Origin of the sequence: Rhizobium mesoamericanum STM3625, from assembly GCF_000312665.1 — a bacterium.
GTDB classification, from domain to species: Bacteria; Pseudomonadota; Alphaproteobacteria; order Rhizobiales; family Rhizobiaceae; genus Rhizobium; species Rhizobium mesoamericanum.
Window position 1 is genome coordinate 4,042,148 of record NZ_HF536772.1, and the last position, 19,227, is coordinate 4,061,374.

16 protein-coding genes are annotated in these 19,227 nt (G+C 60.0%); 15 read left to right on the forward strand and 1 reads right to left on the reverse strand.

Annotation, left to right across the window (positions count from 1 at the left end):
* The first annotated feature begins 1 nt into the window (after position 1).
* The 6 genes from BN77_RS19805 to BN77_RS19830 all read left to right on the forward strand — a co-directional run bounded on the left by BN77_RS19805 (position 2) and on the right by BN77_RS19830 (position 7,532).
* Positions 2-1,117 (forward strand): ABC transporter ATP-binding protein, encoded by a 1,116-nt coding sequence (locus BN77_RS19805; RefSeq protein WP_007535201.1) that lies wholly within the window; start codon positions 2-4, stop codon positions 1,115-1,117.
* A gap of 21 nt (positions 1,118-1,138) precedes the next feature.
* Positions 1,139-2,644, forward strand: coding sequence for a GMC oxidoreductase (locus tag BN77_RS19810; RefSeq protein ID WP_007535202.1), 1,506 nt, complete (start codon positions 1,139-1,141; stop codon positions 2,642-2,644).
* Positions 2,641-3,420, forward strand: a complete 780-nt coding sequence (locus BN77_RS19815; protein WP_007535203.1) for a 3-ketoacyl-ACP reductase — start codon at positions 2,641-2,643, stop codon at positions 3,418-3,420. Before BN77_RS19810 ends, BN77_RS19815 begins: the two co-directional genes overlap by 4 nt.
* Before the next feature lie 12 nt (positions 3,421-3,432).
* Positions 3,433-5,088, forward strand: a complete 1,656-nt coding sequence (locus tag BN77_RS19820; RefSeq protein ID WP_007535204.1) for a GMC family oxidoreductase — start codon at positions 3,433-3,435, stop codon at positions 5,086-5,088.
* Positions 5,089-5,129: 41 nt separating this feature from the next.
* On the forward strand, positions 5,130-6,389 hold the full coding sequence (locus BN77_RS19825) for a glycerate kinase type-2 family protein (RefSeq protein ID WP_007535205.1): 1,260 nt from the start codon (positions 5,130-5,132) through the stop codon (positions 6,387-6,389).
* 375 nt (positions 6,390-6,764) lie between these two features.
* On the forward strand, positions 6,765-7,532 hold the full coding sequence (locus BN77_RS19830; RefSeq protein ID WP_007535206.1) for an SDR family NAD(P)-dependent oxidoreductase: 768 nt from the start codon (positions 6,765-6,767) through the stop codon (positions 7,530-7,532).
* A 99-nt stretch (positions 7,533-7,631) separates the two neighbouring features.
* On the opposite strand, the gene BN77_RS19835 is transcribed toward BN77_RS19830, so the two are convergent.
* Positions 7,632-8,843 (reverse strand): MFS transporter, encoded by a 1,212-nt coding sequence (locus BN77_RS19835; protein ID WP_040677458.1) that lies wholly within the window; start codon positions 8,841-8,843, stop codon positions 7,632-7,634.
* A 108-nt stretch (positions 8,844-8,951) separates the two neighbouring features.
* Here BN77_RS19835 and BN77_RS19840 point away from each other — a divergent pair, with 108 nt between their 5' ends.
* The 9 genes from BN77_RS19840 to glpK all read left to right on the forward strand — a co-directional run bounded on the left by BN77_RS19840 (position 8,952) and on the right by glpK (position 19,168).
* On the forward strand, positions 8,952-9,770 hold the full coding sequence (locus tag BN77_RS19840) for an AraC family transcriptional regulator (RefSeq protein WP_007535209.1): 819 nt from the start codon (positions 8,952-8,954) through the stop codon (positions 9,768-9,770).
* 202 nt (positions 9,771-9,972) lie between these two features.
* On the forward strand, positions 9,973-11,490 hold the full coding sequence (gene glpD / locus BN77_RS19845; protein ID WP_007535211.1) for a glycerol-3-phosphate dehydrogenase: 1,518 nt from the start codon (positions 9,973-9,975) through the stop codon (positions 11,488-11,490).
* 41 nt (positions 11,491-11,531) lie between these two features.
* Positions 11,532-12,608, forward strand: coding sequence for an ABC transporter ATP-binding protein (locus tag BN77_RS19850; protein WP_007535213.1), 1,077 nt, complete (start codon positions 11,532-11,534; stop codon positions 12,606-12,608).
* A gap of 11 nt (positions 12,609-12,619) precedes the next feature.
* Positions 12,620-13,690, forward strand: a complete 1,071-nt coding sequence (locus BN77_RS19855) for an ABC transporter ATP-binding protein (RefSeq protein ID WP_007535215.1) — start codon at positions 12,620-12,622, stop codon at positions 13,688-13,690.
* A gap of 2 nt (positions 13,691-13,692) precedes the next feature.
* Positions 13,693-14,559 carry a carbohydrate ABC transporter permease gene (locus tag BN77_RS19860; protein ID WP_007535217.1) on the forward strand — a complete coding sequence of 289 codons (867 nt, stop codon included), beginning with the start codon at positions 13,693-13,695 and terminating at the stop codon, positions 14,557-14,559.
* A 14-nt stretch (positions 14,560-14,573) separates the two neighbouring features.
* Complete coding sequence (locus BN77_RS19865; protein WP_040677460.1) at positions 14,574-15,401, forward strand: carbohydrate ABC transporter permease; 828 nt, start codon at positions 14,574-14,576, stop codon at positions 15,399-15,401.
* Positions 15,402-15,417: 16 nt separating this feature from the next.
* Positions 15,418-15,699, forward strand: a complete 282-nt coding sequence (locus tag BN77_RS19870) for a DUF2160 domain-containing protein (protein WP_007535221.1) — start codon at positions 15,418-15,420, stop codon at positions 15,697-15,699.
* A 78-nt stretch (positions 15,700-15,777) separates the two neighbouring features.
* On the forward strand, positions 15,778-17,502 hold the full coding sequence (locus BN77_RS19875) for an ABC transporter substrate-binding protein (protein ID WP_007535223.1): 1,725 nt from the start codon (positions 15,778-15,780) through the stop codon (positions 17,500-17,502).
* Between the two features lie 151 nt (positions 17,503-17,653).
* Entirely contained in the window at positions 17,654-19,168 is a 1,515-nt protein-coding gene (gene glpK, locus BN77_RS19880) for a glycerol kinase GlpK (RefSeq protein WP_007535225.1), read from the forward strand.
* The last annotated feature ends 59 nt before the right edge of the window (positions 19,169-19,227 follow it).

The window sequence follows — 19,227 nt, forward strand, 5'->3', positions numbered from 1 at the left end:
AATGGCTTTCCTAGAAATTTCCGGTCTCAAGAAGCGTTTTGGCTCGTTGGAGATCCTGAAGGGTATCGACCTTGACCTGGAGAAGGGCGGCTTCCTCGTGTTGGTCGGTCCGTCCGGCTGCGGCAAGTCGACGTTGCTCAACACCATCGCCGGCCTGGAATCGATCACCGAGGGTGACATTCGCGTCGATGGTCGAAGCATCGCCGACCTGCATCCATCCAAGCGCGATATCGCGATGGTGTTCCAGAGCTACGCGCTCTATCCAAACATGACGGTGGCTGGAAACATATCGTTCGGCATGGAAATGCGCGGCGTGCCGGTTGAGGAGCGCAACAAGGCGATCGACAAGGTCGCCAAGGTGCTTCAGATCGGCCATCTGCTCAATCGAAAACCGAGTCAGCTTTCGGGCGGCCAGAGGCAACGCGTTGCTATGGGCCGCGCCCTAGTGCGCGATCCCAAGCTCTTCCTGTTTGACGAGCCGCTTTCAAATCTGGACGCCAAGCTGCGTGTCGACATGCGTATCGAAATCAAGCGGCTTCACCAGGCGACCGGCACGACGATCGTCTATGTGACCCATGACCAGATCGAGGCGATGACGCTCGCAACCAAGATCGCCGTCATGCGAGATGGCGAGGTACAGCAATTCGGGACGCCCGCGGAAATCTACAACAACCCCGCCAACATGTTCGTCGCCGACTTCATGGGGTCGCCGGCCATGAATCTTCTCGCCGGAACTATCGAGAAAGGGGCTGCTGGACTGACCGTATCGCTCGCACGTCCGCACGGGGAGCCGGTCCGGCTGCCGGTCACAGCAGGCAATGGTGCGCTTGAGGCGCATGCGGGACGGGAGATCGTCTTCGGCATCCGACCAGAGGCGTTGACCGACCCGGATGGCGCGGACCGTAATGCTAAGGCGCTAGCCGAAAGCGATTGCCTGATCGAAGTCGTGGAACCGGCGGGCTCGGATACATTTGCAGTGACGAAGCTTGGTGGGAAGGAAGTCGTGGCGCGTTTACGCGCTGACGCCCGAATTCAGCCGGGGCAGAGTGCTCGCCTGGCGTTCAATCTCGACAAGGCAGTCTTCTTCGATCCCCAAAGCCAGACGCGTATCGCCTAGTCGAAAGCCGGATTTTCGGAAATGAGCAGCACTCCTGATATCGTCATCATAGGGTCGGGCGTGGGTGGGTCCACCGTTGCGGCGGGATTGGCATCGACTGGGGCCGAGATCCTGATCCTTGAGGCTGGCGACTTCATCGCCGATCGCCCCGAGAACCGCGACCAACGGGCGATCTTCCAACGCGGGCATTTTCGCCCGAAGGAGATGTGGTACGAGGCCGACGGTACCGCGTTCAATCCAGGCAACTACTACAATGTCGGCGGCAATTCGAAATTCTACGGCGCAGTGCTCTCGCGCTATCGCCGTGAGGACTTCGAGGAGATCCGGCACAGGGAAGGGGTATCGCCCGCATGGCCGTTTCCCTACGAGGTTCTGGAGCCATGGTATAGCCGCGCAGAGCAGATGTACGAGGTCAGGGGCAGTCTAGGGGATGACCCCACGGAGCCCGCCCACTCGGTCGGCTACGATTACCCCCCTGTTCCCGACGAGCCGCCGATTGCCGATGTCAGAGCGCGCCTGAAGGCGAAAGGACTGCACCCATTTTCGCTGCCCTTGGGAGTGAATGTCGACGCCTGGATGTCAAAGGCCAAGACGCCTTGGGACGCGCACCCCAATTCCCGCGATGGGAAAATGGATGCGGAGACCGCCGCTCTCCTCAGGGCCATGGAATATCCGAATGTCCGCCTCGAGACGAACGCGAAAGTGACCAAGCTCGAGACCGATGCAAATGGCAGGATCGACCGGGTCCGTTACCGCAAGAACGGCGATGACCTGACTGTCACTCCGAAGCTGGTCATTTTATCAGCCGGCGCCGTTCAATCAGCGGTCCTGTTGTTGTGTTCGGCTGATGCGCGTCACCCCAAGGGGCTTGCGAATTCCTCCGATCAGGTCGGGCGGAATTTTATGAACCACAATTCATCGGCAGTGATTGCTGTGTCGCCGACCTTTCGGAACACGTCCATCTATCAAAAGACCTTCGGATTCAACGATTTCTATCTGTCGGACGGAAACGGTGGTCCGCCGCTTGGGAACGTCCAATTGCTCGGCAGAATCTCGGCAAAGGTGTTGAAGGGCTCGCTGCCCTTGGTGCCGGAATGGTTGCTCCAGACTATCACCGGCCATGCGATCGATTTCTATGCGATGAGTGAGGATATACCTCATCCGGAAAGCCGCGTACGGGTGGATGGAGCGCGAATCGTTCTGCAGTGGCAACGGACGAATTGGGATGCCCACCTCGACCTGGTCGAAAAGCTGAAGTCGGTCCTCAAGTCGATCGGATTCCCGATCGTTCTTTCAAAGCCGTTCGATAAACGCACGCCGTCCCACCAATGCGGCACCATCAGGATCGGCAACGACCCCGCGAGCGCGCCGCTCGATCCTTATTGCCGCTCCTATGACCACCAGAACCTCTTTGTGGTGGATGCAAGCTTCCTGCCGACCTCGGCCGCGGTGAACCCGGCTCTCACGGTAGCCAGTCAGGCATTGCGGGTTGCCGACCACATCGCTTCGAAGGATTTGCAAGCATGACGGAAGGTGTTGAAAGGCCAGTTGCCATAGTCACCGGCGGACGCCGCGGCATCGGTCTCGGGATTGCGAGCGCCCTGGCCAAGGGCGGCTACAACATCGCAATCACGGGCGTGGGTGCAACAGAGGAGAGCCAAGACGTCGTCAACGAGCTTCGCGGTTTCGGAGTGGATGCGATTTATCTACAGGCGGATGTTTCGAATGTTTCTCGGCATCACGAGACCGTGCGCGCGGTGCTTTCGAACTTCGGCCGCATCGATTGCCTCGTCAACAATGCCGGCATGGCAGCGGTCGTCCGCGGTGATTTCCTCACCCTGCTTCCTGAAAACTTCGACACGATCATGGCGACGAACCTCAAGGGCACGGTGTTTTTTACGCAGGCAGTCGTCAAGGCAATGCTGGTAACAGGCGCGGCTCCCCATCCGCGATCGATCATCAACATCACGTCGGTCTCAGCCGAGGCGAGTTCGCCTGAGCGACTGGACTACTGCATCAGCAAGGCCGGTCTTGCCGCCTTCTCGCAGGGGCTCGCACTGCGGCTCGCGGATTCTGGAATTGCCGTCTTTGAGGTGCGCCCCGGGATTATCCGGACCGACATGACTGCCGGCGTGACATCAAAGTATGACGCCCTCATCGAAAGCGGCCTCGTGCCGATGAAACGATGGGGCGAGGCCGATGACCTTGGGAAAATCTGCGCAGCACTGGCGTCCGGCGACTTCGGTTTTGCCACCGGCACCGTGATCGACGCCGATGGTGGCCTGTCCATTCCTCGCTTGTAACGGGATAGAAAAATGCGTTTCGACTACATTATTACCGGCGCCGGCCCCGCGGGATGCGTGCTGGCCAACCGGCTGAGCGAAGACCCGAGCGTCAATGTATTGCTGCTTGAAGCGGGCGGCGGCGATTGGAACCCCTTGTTCCACATGCCCGCGGGCTTCGCGAAAATGACGAAGGGCGTCGCGAGCTGGGGTTGGGAGACCGTTCCGCAAAAGCACATGAAGGGCAGGGTCCTGCGTTATACGCAGGCGAAGGTAATCGGCGGCGGCTCATCGATCAATGCACAGCTCTATACCCGGGGTAACGCCGCAGACTACGACCTCTGGGCAAGCGAGGATGGATGTGAGGGATGGGACTATCGCTCCATACTACCGTACTTCAAGCGCGCCGAGGACAATCAGCGCTTTGCCGATGACTATCACTCCTATGGCGGTCCGCTCGGTGTCTCGATGCCTGCCTCTCCGCTACCGATCTGCGACGCCTATATCCGGGCCGGGCAGGAACTCGGCATTCCCTATAATCATGACTTCAATGGCCGTCAGCAGGCCGGTGTTGGCTTCTACCAGCTGACGCAACGCGACCGGCGTCGTTCTTCGGCGTCCTTGGCTTATCTTTTCCCGGTAAAGGCGCGCAACAATCTGGTGGTTCGGACTGGCGCAAGGGTCGCGCGCGTCGTCCTTGAGGGTCATCGTGCCGTCGGTGTCGAGATCGCCGCGGAGCGGGGCCGCGAAATCGTCCGCGCCGAACGAGAGGTACTTGTGTCGTCGGGTGCGATCGGGTCGCCCAAGTTGCTCCTTCAATCGGGGATCGGCCCAGCCGACCATCTTCGATCGGTAGGGGTGAAGGTACACCACGACCTCCCTGGCGTCGGCGGCAACCTGCAGGACCACCTCGATCTCTTCGTCATTTCCGAATGCACCGGCGACCATACCTACGATGGTGTCGCGAAACTTCACAGAACGATCTGGGCGGGTGTCCAGTATCTCCTGTTCAAAACGGGCCCGGTTGCCTCCTCTCTCTTCGAGACCGGTGGCTTCTGGTATGCCGATCCGGACGCGCGGTCGCCTGATATCCAGTTCCACCTCGGCCTTGGATCCGGCATCGAGGCTGGGGTCGAGCGTCTGAAAAACGCCGGTGTAACCCTGAACTCAGCCTACCTGCACCCACGTTCACGCGGAACGGTGCGGCTTTCCTCGGCGGATCCGAGTGCTGCCCCTCTGATCGATCCGAACTATTGGTCCGATCCGCATGACAGGGCCATGTCACTGGAAGGACTGAAGATTGCGCGTGAGATCATGCAGCAGGCCGCGCTCAAGCCCTACGTACTGGCCGAGCGACTGCCGGGCCCGAAGGTCATGACCGACGAGCAACTCTTTGATTACGGCTGCGCGAACGCGAAGACGGATCACCATCCGGTTGGCACCTGCAAGATGGGAACTGGGCCCGACGCTGTTGTCGGTCTCGACCTCAAGGTCCATGGTATCGAGGGGCTTCGGGTCTGCGATTCGTCGGTCATGCCGCGGGTTCCATCGTGCAACACCAACGCACCGACCATCATGGTTGGCGAACGGGGCTCCGATCTTATCCGGGGGCTGCCACCGTTGCCCGCAGCGATCTTCGCCCACGAGCGCAACGAGACGCGACCGAGGGCGAGGGCAGTCGTCAGCTAGACCGAGTGTTCGGACCGCGAACTTTGAATATGGAGTAGGGATTGACTTCCGATCCACGCGCTTTCCTGCAAGCCCTGTTTCACGAGGCAGTCAAGGCCGCCGACCCGTACGAGGCATTGCTTCGCCATCTACCAGATCCGCCGAAAGGCAGGACAATCGTTGTCGGAGCAGGAAAGGCAGCAAGCCAAATGGCTGCGGCGTTCGAGCGCGCCTGGTCTCACCCATTCGACGGTCTGGTCGTTGCCAGGCACGGGCCGGTCGCGGATTGCCGGTCGACCAAGATTCTGCAGGCGGCTCATCCTGTCCCGGATAGAGCCGGTCTCATCGCCGCCGAAGCGCTCATGAACCATCTGCACGGGCTGACTTCCGACGATTTGGTTATTGCCCTGATATCCGGTGGCGGTTCTGCCCTTCTGCCGGCCCCACCGACCGGTTTTACCCTCGCCGACGAAAGCGCCCTGAACGAAGCGCTCCTCGCGTCCGGTGCTCCGATCTCCGGCATGAATGTCGTGCGGAAGCATTTTTCCCGCATCAAGGGTGGGCGGCTTGCCGCTCTTGCTCACCCGGCAAAGGTCGTCAGCCTCGTCGTTTCCGATGTTCCGGGAGACAATCCGGCCTTCGTTGCGTCGGGGCCAACCGTGCCCGACAGCAGCGATGCGGAAGAGGCATTACGAGTGATCCGGGATTACCGGATCGATCTTTCGGCGCGTGTAATCGATTGTATCCGAAATGCCAGAGCGCCAAGGGCCGGCGATCGCATCTTTGCCAATAACGAGGTTCATGTGATTGCCTCCGCGCGGGTGTCCCTGGAAGCGGCCGCCGAACGGGCAAGATCTCTTGGCGTGCAGCCTCTTATTCTTTCGGATTCGATCGAAGGCGAGGCGAAGGATATCGGACGGATGCACGCGGCGCTCGCTCGCGAGTTCTTGGTGAAATCTCCGGTTCCAAAGCCTCTGGTGCTGCTTTCCGGGGGGGAGACCACCGTCAGTATCGGATCAGGAACCTACGGCAAAGGCGGGCGAAATTCCGAGTTTCTCCTCTCAGCAGCAATCGATCTTCAGGGCATCGACCGTGTCGTGGCGATGGCTGCGGATACCGACGGCATCGACGGGTCCGAAGACAATGCCGGCGCGTTTTGCGACGCCGGTACAGTGGCGCGCATCAGGAGCGCCGGCGGCGATGCGCGGGCGTTTCTCGCCCGTCACGATGCATGGTCGGCCTTTGATCTTGCGGGTGATCTCTTTGTACCCGGACCGACGGGTACCAACGTGAACGATTTCCGCGCTTTTCTCGTAAGCTAGGCTGGGCAGCGAAAGGCCGAGCAGCTTTAGCGTGTGCCGACCGTTGGCGTCTGCATCGGCGCAGGCAGCGACAATTAGTGCGCGGCAAGCCTTGTCGGCGCAATGTCACCAATACTTATGTCTTTGTTGTGTTTGAGGAAGCCCGCCCCAGGCCCCTCAGGGGCGGGCTCTATCGATCCGGACCCCTCCGGACCGCGGCTGATGGTGAGCCGCTGAAAATACAAATGCCCGGTGTCGCGCCTTGAGACAACCGAAAGCTGCTTTGTTGGTTATTTGGTAAGGTTACCGCCGCTTCGCCGTATCGTCTGGACATAGGACGGGACTCTCTTCAACACTACATGCAGCGAGGCTGAACAACGCAAAAGAGGATTGCTCATGGTCGATCGACTGAAGGGGAAAGTTGCCATCATCTCGGGCGGCGCGACAGGCATGGGCGGGGCGGCCGCGCGCCTCTTTGCTGCAGAGGGCGCCAAGGTGGCGATCGTAGACCGAAATCAGGCGGCGGCTCGCCAAACGGCGGAGGAGATACGCGCTGCAGGCCATGTCGCCGATTACTGGATCGCTGACGTGTCGGAAGAGGCCGCGGTCCTTGCGGCAGTCAAGGGTGCGGAAGAAAAGTTCGGAGCCGTCACCGTGCTCTTTAATCACGCCGGCACAATTGTCATCAAGCCGTTCCTTGAGACCACGCTTGAGGAGTGGGAGTGGCTCCATGCCGTCAATGTGCGTTCCATGTTCCTGATGACGCGAGCCGTCCTGCCGGGGATGATCGCTGCGGGCGGCGGTTCCATCGTCTGCACGTCTTCGATCTCGGCCGTGGCCGCAACGCCGATGGAGGTGCTCTACGACACAACGAAGGGCGCGGTGCATATGTTTGCGCGTGCGATCGGGGTGGAGTTCAGGGATCGAAATATTCGTTGCAACGCCGTCTGTCCCGGCTTCATACGCACGCCGCACGGGCTGCGCGAGGTGAGCGAATTGCAGAAGCTTGGCGTCGATGTGTCGGACGCTGCCATTGCCGCTCAGCAGGGCCGGATCGGCGAGCCCGAGGATGTGGCGCGCGCCGCCCTCTATCTCGCCAGTGACGAGTCGATGTTCGTTAACGGCGCGCATCTCTTTGTCGATAATGGGTTCACCGCTATCTAATTGCGCGACGCTCGCTAATTGCGCGAAACTCGCCAGCGCAAAACAAGAGGGCCGAAATCGGGATCTCGGCCCTTGTCGTTCGTGCGCTCCAGAACTCGCTTACTTGCCCGCTTTCTCGGCGTGGCGTCGACCCTTGCCGATATCGGGCAGGAAGATGGTGAGCAGGCCGAGCAGCGGCAGATACGAGCAGATCTTGTAGACGAACTCGATGCCCATATGGTCGGCTACCATGCCGAGGCCTGCTGCGCCGATGCCGCCGATGCCGAAGGCAAAGCCAAAGAAGAGACCTGCGATCATGCCGACACGACCTGGAACCAACTCCTGCGCAAAGACGACAATGGCCGAGAAAGCCGAGGCGAGAATGAGGCCGATCAGGAAGGTCAGGAAGACCGTCCAGCCGTAGTCGGCATAGGGCAGGGCAAGGGTGAAGGGCAGGGCTCCGAGGATCGAGAACCAGATCACGAACTTGGTGCCAAACCAGTCGACAACGGGACCGCCAGCAACGGTGCCGATGGCGACGGCGCCCAGGAATACGAACAGGAGAATCTGCGCGTGCTGCACGGACACGCCGAAGCGCTCGATCATGTAGAAGGTGTAGTAGCTCGACAGGCTTGTCATGTAGACGTATTTCGAAAACACCAGAAGTGCGAGGATACCGATCGCGGCGAACACCTTGGCGCGCGGGAGATGAAGGGCAGAAACCGCTGCCTTGCGGCCGGCATTGTTCCTGCGGTGGTCGGCATACCAGGCGCCGACGCGCCACAAGATGATCATTCCGGTCAGCGCTGCAAGCGAGAACCAGGCAACGCTATGCTGACCGCGCGGCAGGACGATGAAGGCGGCCAGGAGCGGACCAAGCGCCGAGCCAAAGTTGCCGCCAACCTGGAATAGTGACTGAGCAAGGCCATGGCGTCCGCCCGATGCCAGTCGGGCAACGCGCGAGGATTCGGGGTGGAATACGGCCGAGCCGAGGCCGACGACGCCTGCACCGATGAGAAGAACCCAATAGGCGTGCGCATAGGCGAGCAGCGCCAGGCCGATGAGCGTGAAGCCCATGCCGACAGACAATGAATAGGGCAACGGGCGCTTGTCAGTGAAGATGCCGATCAGTGGTTGTAGAAGCGATGCAGTGACTTGGAACACGAGGCCGAGGAAGCCGATCTGCGTGAAGTCGAGGCCGTAGCCATCCTTGATCATCGGGTAGAGAGCGGGGATCAGCGACTGCATGGTATCGTTGAGGAGATGGCAGAAGCTCACCGCCATGATGATGCCGAAAACCGTCTGTTCCGCAGAGTGCCCCTCTGCCGTCATTGCGCTGTTTGTCACGATTTTACTCCGTCCCTTGACGATCCGGAGATAGCGGACTTGCGGCTGTCCCGCTTTCGTGTTTTGGTCTTGGTATTTCGAGAGTGGGCCAAAATGGCAAAGTTCAAGCAAACGCTGGCGATGAGCGAGTTGGCCAAGCTCCATGTGGAGCGGCTTGCAGCCATCGAGGCCGCCTCCGAGCCGGTCTACGCCATCCCCTCGGAATACCCGGCCGGCTACCATGTGAAACCGCACAGCCACACCCGTGTGCAGTTCGTGTATGCCCGTGCCGGCGTCATGATGGTCTCGTCGATACAGGGACGCTGGATGGTGCCGCCGCAGCATGCGCTTTGGATCCCGGCCGGTCTCGTGCACACGGTCGACATGCTGGGCGATGTCACGATGTTGTCCGCATATGTCGCCCCTTCTGCCCTCGCCGATCCGCCGACGGTTGTCCGGGTTGTGGCGGTGAGCGACCTTGCCAGGGCACTGATTATCGCGGCTGTCGCGCCGCTGGATGCCCAAAGCGGACGGCGCGACCTCGTCATGGCGCTGTTGCTCGACGAAGTTCTGCGGCTTCCAGACAGGCCGTTGGGATTGCCGTTTCCCTCAGATACGCGCCTGGCGGCGCTATGCCGTGGCTTCATGGAAACTCCAAGCGCTAGATTGATCATAGACGATTTGGCGGAGCAGCTTGCCATGAGCAGGCGTGCTTTTACCCGATTCTTCCGGAAGGAGACGGGAATCAGTCTGTCGACCTGGCGCCAGCAAGCGGCGGTATTCACCGCCTTGCCCCGCCTCGCTGGCGGAGAGACCGTCACGGCTGTTGCCCTTGACCTCGGTTACGACAGCGTCGCCGCCTTCACGACGATGTTCAGGCGGATGATGGGGGCCGCTCCTCGCGCCTATTTCAAAGCGCCTGAACAATATTGAGCTTATTCCAGAGCGTGGATTGGCTATGCCGCGACGTCGCACGAGACCCGCGCCGTCCATTAACGTTCCCAGCAATGGTGGGTGTTCCACAAATTCGAAAAACATTCGTTTGACATTCGAATAATCTTCGCTTTAACTGCATTTACTTTCGCAAATGCGCATGCATGTTGCGTTGCAGTATATTCTGGCTCGGAGGGGGAACGTGAGCCGTCAGATTCACGATCTTTTCATTATCGGCGGCGGCATCAATGGCTGCGGGATCGCTCGTGATGCGGTTGGACGCGGCTACTCGGTTGCGCTTGCGGAGATGAACGATTTCGCTTCAGGCACGTCCTCCGGCGCGACCAAACTCATTCACGGCGGCCTGCGATATCTCGAACATTACGAATTTCGTCTTGTGCGCGAATCTCTGATGGAACGCGAAGTGCTGTGGGCAATGGCGCCACACATTATCTGGCCGATGCGCTTCGTGCTGCCTTATCACAAGGGCGGTATCCGCCCGGCATGGCTCATCCGCCTCGGCCTGTTTCTTTATGACCATCTCGGCGGTCGCAAGCTGCTGCCGCCGACCGCGGTCCTTGACATGCGAAAGGATCCGGCGGCCAAGCCGTTAAAGGCCCTCTTCACCAAGGCTTTCGAATACTCGGACGGTTGGGTCGACGATGCACGCATGGTCGTCCTCAATGCGCGGGACGCGGCCGATCGCGGTGCGCTAATTATGCCGAGGACGAAGGTTGTTTCGGCGCGGCGCGAGAACGGACTGTGGTCGATTGGAACCATCGATACCGTCAGCGGGGGCGCCGGCAGCTTCCAGGCGCGAATGCTGGTGAATGCGGCCGGTCCTTGGGTCGATCATGTCATTCGCGCGGCTTTTGGACAGAACGAGGCTCACCATGTACGCCTCGTGCAGGGCAGCCACATCATCGTGAAGAAGAAGTTCGACGATCCGCGGGCCTATTTCTTCCAGAACCCGGACAATCGCATTATCTTCGCGATCCCGTACGAACAGGACTTCACACTGATCGGCACCACCGACCGCGATTACTCGGCCGATCCGAAGGATGTGAAGATATCTGAGGAAGAGACGGCCTATCTCTGCAACGCGGCCAGCGAGTATTTCAAGGAACCGGTACGGCCGGAAGAGATCGTGTGGACTTATTCGGCCGTGCGTCCGCTGTTTGACGACGGCGCTTCCAAAGCGCAGGAGGCAACCCGCGACTACGTGTTGAAAGTCGAAGGCGAGGGCAAGGATGCCCCGCTGCTAAACGTCTTTGGCGGCAAACTGACGACCTATCGGCGGCTATCCGAGCACGCGCTGGAAAAGATCGGCGCGGCGATCGGTGTCAAAGGTGTGCCCTGGACAGCCAAGAGCCATCTGCCGGGAGGCGATTTTGCGGCGACCGGCTACGAGGCCGAAGTCGACAAGCTGAAGGGTCGCTATTCGTTCCTTTCCGATCGTCACGCCCGGCGGCTGGTGCGACGCTACGGTACGAAGGCATCGGTCCTGCTTGGCCGTGCGGCCAGCATCGAGGAGCTTGGACGCTATTTTGGTGGCGATCTCTATGAAGCAGAGGTCCGCTATCTCATTGATCACGAATGGGCCCGAAGCGCAGACGATGTGCTGTGGCGAAGAACGAAGGACGGCCTGCGTCTGACCAAGGAACAGGCAGCGCTATTGGAGGAGTACATGGCCGCGCGACTGGCACAGATGGCTGGGTGAAGCGGTAATGTCCCCGCTGTTGAGGAGGCACGGGAACCGGAATGCTTGAATTGCGGAACGCCGCGAAGATGGTGGGCGGGGAGTATCATATCCACGCGACCAATCTTGCGTTTGAAAAAGGCACGCTGAATGTGCTGCTCGGGCCGACCCTGTCCGGCAAGACGTCGTTGATGCGACTGATGGCCGGGCTCGATCGACCGACGAGTGGTTCAGTCCATTTCGATGGCGTCGATGTGACCGGCATGCCGGTACAGAAGCGCAACGTCGCGATGGTTTACCAGCAGTTCATCAACTATCCGGCCCTGACCGTCTACGAAAACATCGCCTCCCCGATGCGGATCTCAGGCAAGGATACCGCGACGATCGACCGGGAAGTGCGCAAGGCAGCCGACCTACTGCGCCTCACACCCTATCTCGACCGTACGCCGCTCAATCTCTCGGGCGGTCAGCAGCAGCGTACCGCGCTTGCCCGCGCGCTCGTCAAGAATGCCAGCCTGGTTCTGATGGACGAGCCGCTGGCAAACCTCGACTATAAATTGCGTGAGGAACTGCGTGCCGAGTTGCCTAAGATCTTTGCGCAATCTGGCGCGATCTTTGTCTATGCCACGACGGAGCCGTCCGAAGCGCTTCTCCTCGGCGGCAATACGGCGACCCTTTCGGAGGGACGTGTCACACAGTTCGGACAGACCATTTCAGTCTATCGAAGCCCGCTCGACCTCGTGACGGCGAAGACCTTTGCCGATCCGCCACTCAATTTCATCGATGTCGTCAAGGTTGGTGAAGCGTTTCAACGGCAGGGTGCGACGATGCTACCCGTGCCTGGGCATCTGGCCGGAATGGCTGATGGTCCAGTCACCATTGCCTTCCATCCGCACCATCTCGGTCTTTCATCGCAAACTGCGGCCGCTGCAAGGCTGCAGGCTCGCACGCAGATCTCGGAAATCACCGGCTCCGAAAGTTTCGTGCACTTGGATTTCGATGGCGTGCGCTGGGTCATGCTCGCACACGGCATTCACAACATCGATCCTGATGCCGAGGTCAACGTGTACCTCGATACGCGTCACGTCATGGCTTTTGGAACCGACGGTCGCGCAATTGCAACTGGCGCAAAGGCGTAAGGGAGAAGGACATGGCACGCATCACGCTCGACCACATCCGCCACGCCTACGGACCGAACCCGAAGTCGGACACCGACTACGCACTTCGCGAAGTCGATCACGAATGGAGGGACGGCGGCGCCTACGCGCTTCTTGGTCCATCCGGTTGCGGGAAGACAACACTGCTGAACATCATTTCCGGGCTGCTGCAGCCATCGCATGGCCGCATCCTGTTCGACGGGTACGATGTGACAAACCTGTCCACGCAGGCGCGCAACATCGCCCAGGTGTTCCAGTTCCCGGTCATCTATGACACCATGACCGTGTACGACAATCTCGCTTTTCCGCTGCGCAATCGTGGCGTCGGCGAGCCGGAAGTGGACCGCCGCGTCCGGGACATCCTTGAAATGATCGATCTTGGCGGGATGGCAAAGCGCAAGGCGCAGGGCCTGACGGCAGATCAGAAGCAGAAGATTTCGCTCGGCCGCGGATTGGTCCGCAACGACGTAAACGCGATCCTGTTCGACGAGCCTTTGACCGTTATCGACCCCCACATGAAGTGGGTATTGCGTTCTCAGTTGAAGCGACTGCACAAGCAGTTCGGTTTCACCATGGTCTACGTGACCCATGACCAGACGGAGGCGCTGACTTTCGCCGACAAGGTCGTCGTCATGTACGAGGGGCAGATCGTCCAGATCGGCACGCCGGCAGAGCTTTTCGAGCGGCCGAGCCACACTTTCGTCGGTTACTTCATCGGCTCTCCGGGCATGAACGTTTTACCCGTGCAGTTGCACGGCAATGCCGTCCATATCGGGACTGAGACACTGTCACTGGACTATTCGCCGCAAACGGCCGCCGGCGCCAAGACCGAGCTCGGCATCCGTCCGGAATTCGTCAATATCGGCCGCGAAGGAATGCCGGTCACCGTCAACCGTGTCGAGGACATCGGACGGCAGAAGATCGTCCGTGCCACGTTTGCCGGCCAGCCGATTGCCATCGTCGTGACGGAGGACTCCGAAATTCCGGCCGATGCGCGGGTGACCTTCGATCCGGCGGCAATCAACATTTACGCCGATTCCTGGCGCGTCGGCAGGGAGGGCTGAGCATGGAAAAGACCTGGAACAACAAAGCCTGGTTTCTGGTTCTGCCGGTCCTGGTGCTCGTTGCCTTCTCAGCGGTCATCCCGCTGATGACCGTGGTGAACTACTCGGTGCAGGATACGTTTGGGAACAACGAGTTCTTCTGGGCGGGTACGGACTGGTTCGTGCAGACGCTTCATTCCGACCGCTTCTGGGCGGCATTGCAGCGCAATCTCGCCTTCTCACTGATCGTTCTGGTGCTGCAAATTCCACTCGGCATCTTCATCGCGCTCAACATGCCAAAGAAGGGCGTCGGCGTGCCGGTCTGCCTCGTGCTGATGGCGCTGCCGCTCCTCATTCCGTGGAACGTGGTCGGCACCATCTGGCAGGTTTTTGGTCGTGTCGACATCGGCCTGCTTGGCCACACGCTTGAGGCAATGGGGTTTGACTACAACTATGTCCGCGACCCCCTCGATGCATGGATCACCATCATCGTGATGGACGTCTGGCATTGGACAAGCCTTGTCGTGCTACTTTGCTATGCCGGCCTCGTTTCGATCCCGGATGCCTACTATCAGGCGGCGAAGATCGATGGCGCGTCGCGCTGGTCCGTCTTCCGCTACATCCAGCTGCCGAAGATGAAGCGCGTCCTGCTGATCGCCGTGCTGCTGCGCTTCATGGACAGCTTCATGATCTATACCGAGCCTTTCGTCGTCACCGGCGGCGGCCCCGGTAACTCGACTACGTTCCTGTCGATCGACCTTGTGAAGATGGCCGTCGGCCAGTTCGACCTCGGCCCTGCAGCGGCAATGTCGATCATCTACTTCCTGATCATCCTGTTGCTGTCGTGGGTATTCTACACCGTGATGACCAGCAGCGACGCAAACGCCTGAGAAAGGAGAGGACCATGGCTCAGACTATGAAATACAAGCCTGCGGGCAACTTCTCCTGGGTCGTTTCGACCGTCTACATCATCTTCCTGCTTTTGCCGATCTACTGGCTGATCAACATGAGCTTCAAGGAGAATGCCGAGATAACCGGCACCTTCTCGCTCTGGCCCCAAAACCCGACACTGCGCAACTATGGTGTGATCTTTACGGATCCGTCCTGGTACAACGGCTACATCAACTCGATCATCTATGTCGTCATGAATACGGTGATCTCGGTACTGGCGGCGCTGCCGGCCGCCTACGCCTTCTCACGCTACCGGTTTTTGGGCGACAAGCATCTCTTCTTCTGGCTACTGACGAACAGAATGGCACCGCCGGCAGTCTTCGCCCTGCCATTCTTCCAACTCTACTCCGCCTTTGGCCTCATCGACACGCACATAGCGGTGGCGCTCGCCCACTGCCTCTTCAACGTGCCTCTGGCAGTCTGGATCCTGGAAGGCTTCATGTCCGGCGTGCCAAAGGAGATCGACGAGACGGCCTACATCGACGGCTATTCCTTCCCGCGTTTCTTCGTGAGGATCTTCATGCCGCTGATCGCATCCGGCATCGGTGTCGCCGCCTTCTTTTGCTTCATGTTCTCATGGGTGGAATTGCTGCTGGCCCGGACGCTGACGACGACTGCCGCAAAGCCGATTTCGGCGATCATGACGCGCACCGTCTCGGCGGCGGGGATGGACTGGGGCGTGCTAGCGGCGGCTGGCGTTCTGACCATCATTCCCGGCGCGCTCGTCATCTACTTCGTACGCAACTACATCGCCAAGGGCTTCGCGCTCGGCCGCGTCTGACAAGAAAGGACCACTCATGAACTTTTCCTGGATGGCGTGGACGCTGCCGACGGCATTGTTTTTCCTCGCTATTTTCATGCTGCTCGTTGGCATGAGCATTTGGGAGTATTTCGCGCCGGGCGGTTCGCCGCGTGTCGGAATCCTCAGGTTCGAAACCACGCGGGGGGATCGGCTCTTCGTGTCGCTGCTCGGTGCAGCATACATCCATCTCGCATGGCTGGGTCTGGTCGGACCCAACCTATGGTGGGCTCTTGCCCTCTCCGTAGTCTACGCCATTGGCGTCTTCCGCTACGTGTGATGGTAGGAAATGACAGATGGCCGGGGGTACTGGCCGCCTGAAACGTGACGACTGCAATCGCAACCCTGGGAGGATACTATGCGAAAGCATTTACTAGCGACAACGACAGGCATGTTGCTGGCCATGGCGGGCTCCGCCTATGCCGGCATGAATGAGGCGAAAACTTTCCTGGACAAGGAAGTCGGTGATCTCTCGACACTTTCCCGCGCTGATCAGGAAAAGGAAATGCAGTGGTTCGTCGATGCGGCAAAACCCTTCGCCGGCATGGACATCAAGGTTGTTTCGGAAACCCTGACCACGCATGAATACGAATCCAAGGTGCTGGCGCCGGCGTTTACCGCAATCACCGGCATCAAGGTCACCCACGACCTGATCGGCGAAGGCGACGTCGTCGAAAAGCTGCAGACGCAGATGCAGTCGGGTGAAAACATCTACGACGCCTATATCAACGACTCGGATCTGATCGGTACGCATTGGCGCTATCAGCAGGCACGCAGCCTGACGGACTGGATGGCCAAGGAAGGCAAGGACGTTACCAACCCGGGCCTCGATGTCGACGATTTCATTGGCAAGTCCTTTACCACCGCGCCGGATGGCAAGCTTTACCAGCTACCCGACCAGCAGTTCGCGAACCTCTACTGGTTCCGCTACGACTGGTTCAACGACGAGAAGAACAAGGCCGACTTCAAGGCGAAGTACGGCTACGACCTCGGCGTGCCGGTCAACTGGTCGGCCTATGAGGATATCGCCCAGTTCTTCACCGGCCGCGAAGTCGGTGGCAAGAAGGTCTTTGGCCACATGGACTACGGCAAGAAGGACCCGTCGCTCGGATGGCGCTTTACCGACGCCTGGCTCTCCATGGCTGGTAACGGCGACAAGGGCATCCCGAACGGCAAGCCGGTTGACGAGTGGGGCATCAAGGTCGACGAGAATTCGCGTCCGGTCGGCTCCTGCGTCGCGCGTGGCGGCGACACCAACGGCCCGGCGGCAGTCTATTCCATCCAAAAGTACCTGGATTGGCTGAAGGCTTACGCACCGGCGGCGGCGCAGGGCATGACCTTCTCCGAGTCGGGGCCGGTTCCGTCCCAGGGCGAGGTTGCGCAGCAGATCTTTACCTACACGGCCTTTACTGCCGACTTCGTCAAGAAGGGCTTGCCGGTGGTTAACGACGACGGCACGCCGAAATGGCGCTTTGCACCGTCCCCGCACGGCGTCTACTGGAAGGACGGCATGAAGCTTGGCTATCAGGACGCCGGTTCCTGGACGCTGATGAAGTCAACTCCCGTCGACCGCGCCAAGGCCGCCTGGCTTTACGCGCAATTCGTAGTGTCGAAGACGGTCGACGTGAAGAAGAGCCATGTCGGGCTGACGTTCATCCGCGAATCCACCATTCGCGACAAGAGCTTCACCGAGCGCGCGCCGAAGCTCGGCGGTCTGATCGAGTTCTACCGCTCGCCGGCTCGCGTGCAGTGGACGCCGACCGGTACCAACGTGCCCGATTATCCGAAGCTAGCGCAGCTGTGGTGGCAGGCGGTGGGCGATGCGTCGTCCGGCGCGAAGACCGCGCAGGAAGCCATGGACTCGCTTTGCTCTGAGCAGGAGAAGGTCCTGCAGCGCCTGGAGCGCGCCAAGGTGCAGGGCGATATCGGGCCGAAGCTCGCCGAGGAGCATGATCTTGAATACTGGAACAAGGACGCTGTCGCCAAGGGTAACCTCGCTCCACAGTTGAAGATCGAAAACGAGAAGGAAAAGCCGATTACCGTCAATTACGACGAGCTGGTCAAGAGCTGGCAGTCCAAGTGATCGGCGGCCTTTGGTTGGGTACGAAGCCCGGCCAATAGCTGTGCCGACGGCGGCGAGGAGTCGCCGTCGGTACCCAACCACCCCTATGACATGACCTATCTATCGCTGGCGCGCTTGCGGCAGCGGGCGAACTATTGCGCCGGAGAAGATAATGAGCGGCCATATTCTCGCGATTGACCAGGGCACGACATCCTCACGTGCGATTGTCTTCGACGCCGGGATGAAAATGATCTCGTCCGCACAGGAAGAGATCAAGCAATTCTATCCCCAGCCGGGCTGGGTCGAACATGATCCAGATGAGATCTGGACAAGTGTGGTTGGCACTGCACGACAGGCGCTGACGAAGGCCAATATTCCCCTGACGGATATCGCCGCGGTTGGCATCACCAACCAGCGCGAGACGACTGTGGTCTGGGAGCGCAAGTCGGGGAGAGCGCTTTACAAGGCGATCGTATGGCAGGACAGGCGCACGGCGGAGGTTTGCGACAGTCTCAAGGCGGACGGTTATGAGAAACTTTTCAGTGCCAAGACCGGTCTGCTGCTCGACCCCTATTTTTCAGGAACCAAGCTGCGCTGGTTGCTGGACAACGTCGACGGATTGCGGAAGCGCGCCGAGGCGGGTGAGGTGTGTTTCGGTACGATCGACAGCTGGCTGATCTTCAATCTGACCGGGGGGCGCGTTCATGCGACGGACGCAACCAACGCGTCACGAACGCTCCTTTTCAATATAACGGAGGGTCGGTGGGACGAGGAGCTCCTTGCCCTTCTCAGGATCCCGGCATCCATGCTCCCGCAGGTCAAGGATTGCGCCGACGATTTCGGCGTGACGAACGCGAGCATTTTCGGTGCCGCCATCCCGATCCTCGGTGCTGCTGGGGACCAGCAGGCGGCAACCATCGGCAATGCCTGCTTCAAGCCCGGCATGATGAAATCCACCTACGGGACGGGTTGCTTTGCACTTCTCAATACCGGACAGGATTGCGTAACCTCCAGCAACCGCATGATCACAACGGTCGCCTATCGGCTCGGTGGCATGACAACCTATGCGCTGGAAGGTTCGATTTTCATCGCAGGCGCAGCCGTGCAATGGTTGCGCGATGGGCTCGGGCTCATCTCGCAGGCCTCAGAAAGTGGTGCCCTGGCACTGCGGGCCGACCCTACTCAGCAGGTCTATGTTGTGCCCGCCTTCACGGGACTGGGCGCACCTTACTGGGATCCGGAGGCGCGCGGTGCCATTTTTGGTTTGACCAGAAACAGCGGTCCTGCCGAGTTGGCCCGTGGCGTCCTTGAATCCGTGGCCTACCAGACACTCGATCTCTTGGTTGCCATGAGAAAGGATTGGGGCGGTCACCACATCGAGACGGTGCTACGTGTGGACGGCGGCATGGCGAGCTCCGACTGGACCATGCAACGCTTGGCCGACGTGGTCGGCAATCCGGTAGACCGTTCTGCCGTCACCGAGACGACGGCACTTGGTGCGGCATGGCTTGCGGGATCGCGAGCCGGGGTCTGGCCGGACCAGGAACAATTCAGCAAGGCCTGGGCCTGCAGCCGGCGCTTCCAGCCGTCGATTGAGGAGGCCGAACGGCAGACGAAGATCGCTGGTTGGCGTAACGCTGTGTCGCGCACGCTGTCCGGCGCGCAATATGGCAATCAGATGGCCTGAACGGTCGACGGGCTCGTGTCGGGGCCACGCGCGTTCGCGCAACGATCAAAGCTCGTTCA

Bases quoted from the DNA above. Each gene is read 5' to 3' on its own strand.
- BN77_RS19815 (WP_007535203.1), top strand. From the start codon at position 2,641: ATGACGGAAGGTGTTGAAAGGCCAGTTGCCATAGTCACCGGCGGACGC.
- BN77_RS19860 (WP_007535217.1), top strand. From the start codon at position 13,693: ATGGAAAAGACCTGGAACAACAAAGCCTGGTTTCTGGTTCTGCCGGTC.
- BN77_RS19870 (WP_007535221.1), top strand. From the start codon at position 15,418: ATGAACTTTTCCTGGATGGCGTGGACGCTGCCGACGGCATTGTTTTTC.
- glpK (WP_007535225.1), top strand. From the start codon at position 17,654: ATGAGCGGCCATATTCTCGCGATTGACCAGGGCACGACATCCTCACGT.
- BN77_RS19850 (WP_007535213.1), top strand. From the start codon at position 11,532: ATGCTTGAATTGCGGAACGCCGCGAAGATGGTGGGCGGGGAGTATCAT.
- BN77_RS19835 (WP_040677458.1), bottom strand. From the start codon at position 8,843: ATGACGGCAGAGGGGCACTCTGCGGAACAGACGGTTTTCGGCATCATC.
- BN77_RS19830 (WP_007535206.1), top strand. From the start codon at position 6,765: ATGGTCGATCGACTGAAGGGGAAAGTTGCCATCATCTCGGGCGGCGCG.
- BN77_RS19875 (WP_007535223.1), top strand. From the start codon at position 15,778: ATGCGAAAGCATTTACTAGCGACAACGACAGGCATGTTGCTGGCCATG.
- BN77_RS19840 (WP_007535209.1), top strand. From the start codon at position 8,952: ATGGCAAAGTTCAAGCAAACGCTGGCGATGAGCGAGTTGGCCAAGCTC.
- BN77_RS19805 (WP_007535201.1), top strand. From the start codon at position 2: ATGGCTTTCCTAGAAATTTCCGGTCTCAAGAAGCGTTTTGGCTCGTTG.
- BN77_RS19865 (WP_040677460.1), top strand. From the start codon at position 14,574: ATGGCTCAGACTATGAAATACAAGCCTGCGGGCAACTTCTCCTGGGTC.
- BN77_RS19810 (WP_007535202.1), top strand. From the start codon at position 1,139: ATGAGCAGCACTCCTGATATCGTCATCATAGGGTCGGGCGTGGGTGGG.
- BN77_RS19855 (WP_007535215.1), top strand. From the start codon at position 12,620: ATGGCACGCATCACGCTCGACCACATCCGCCACGCCTACGGACCGAAC.
- BN77_RS19820 (WP_007535204.1), top strand. From the start codon at position 3,433: ATGCGTTTCGACTACATTATTACCGGCGCCGGCCCCGCGGGATGCGTG.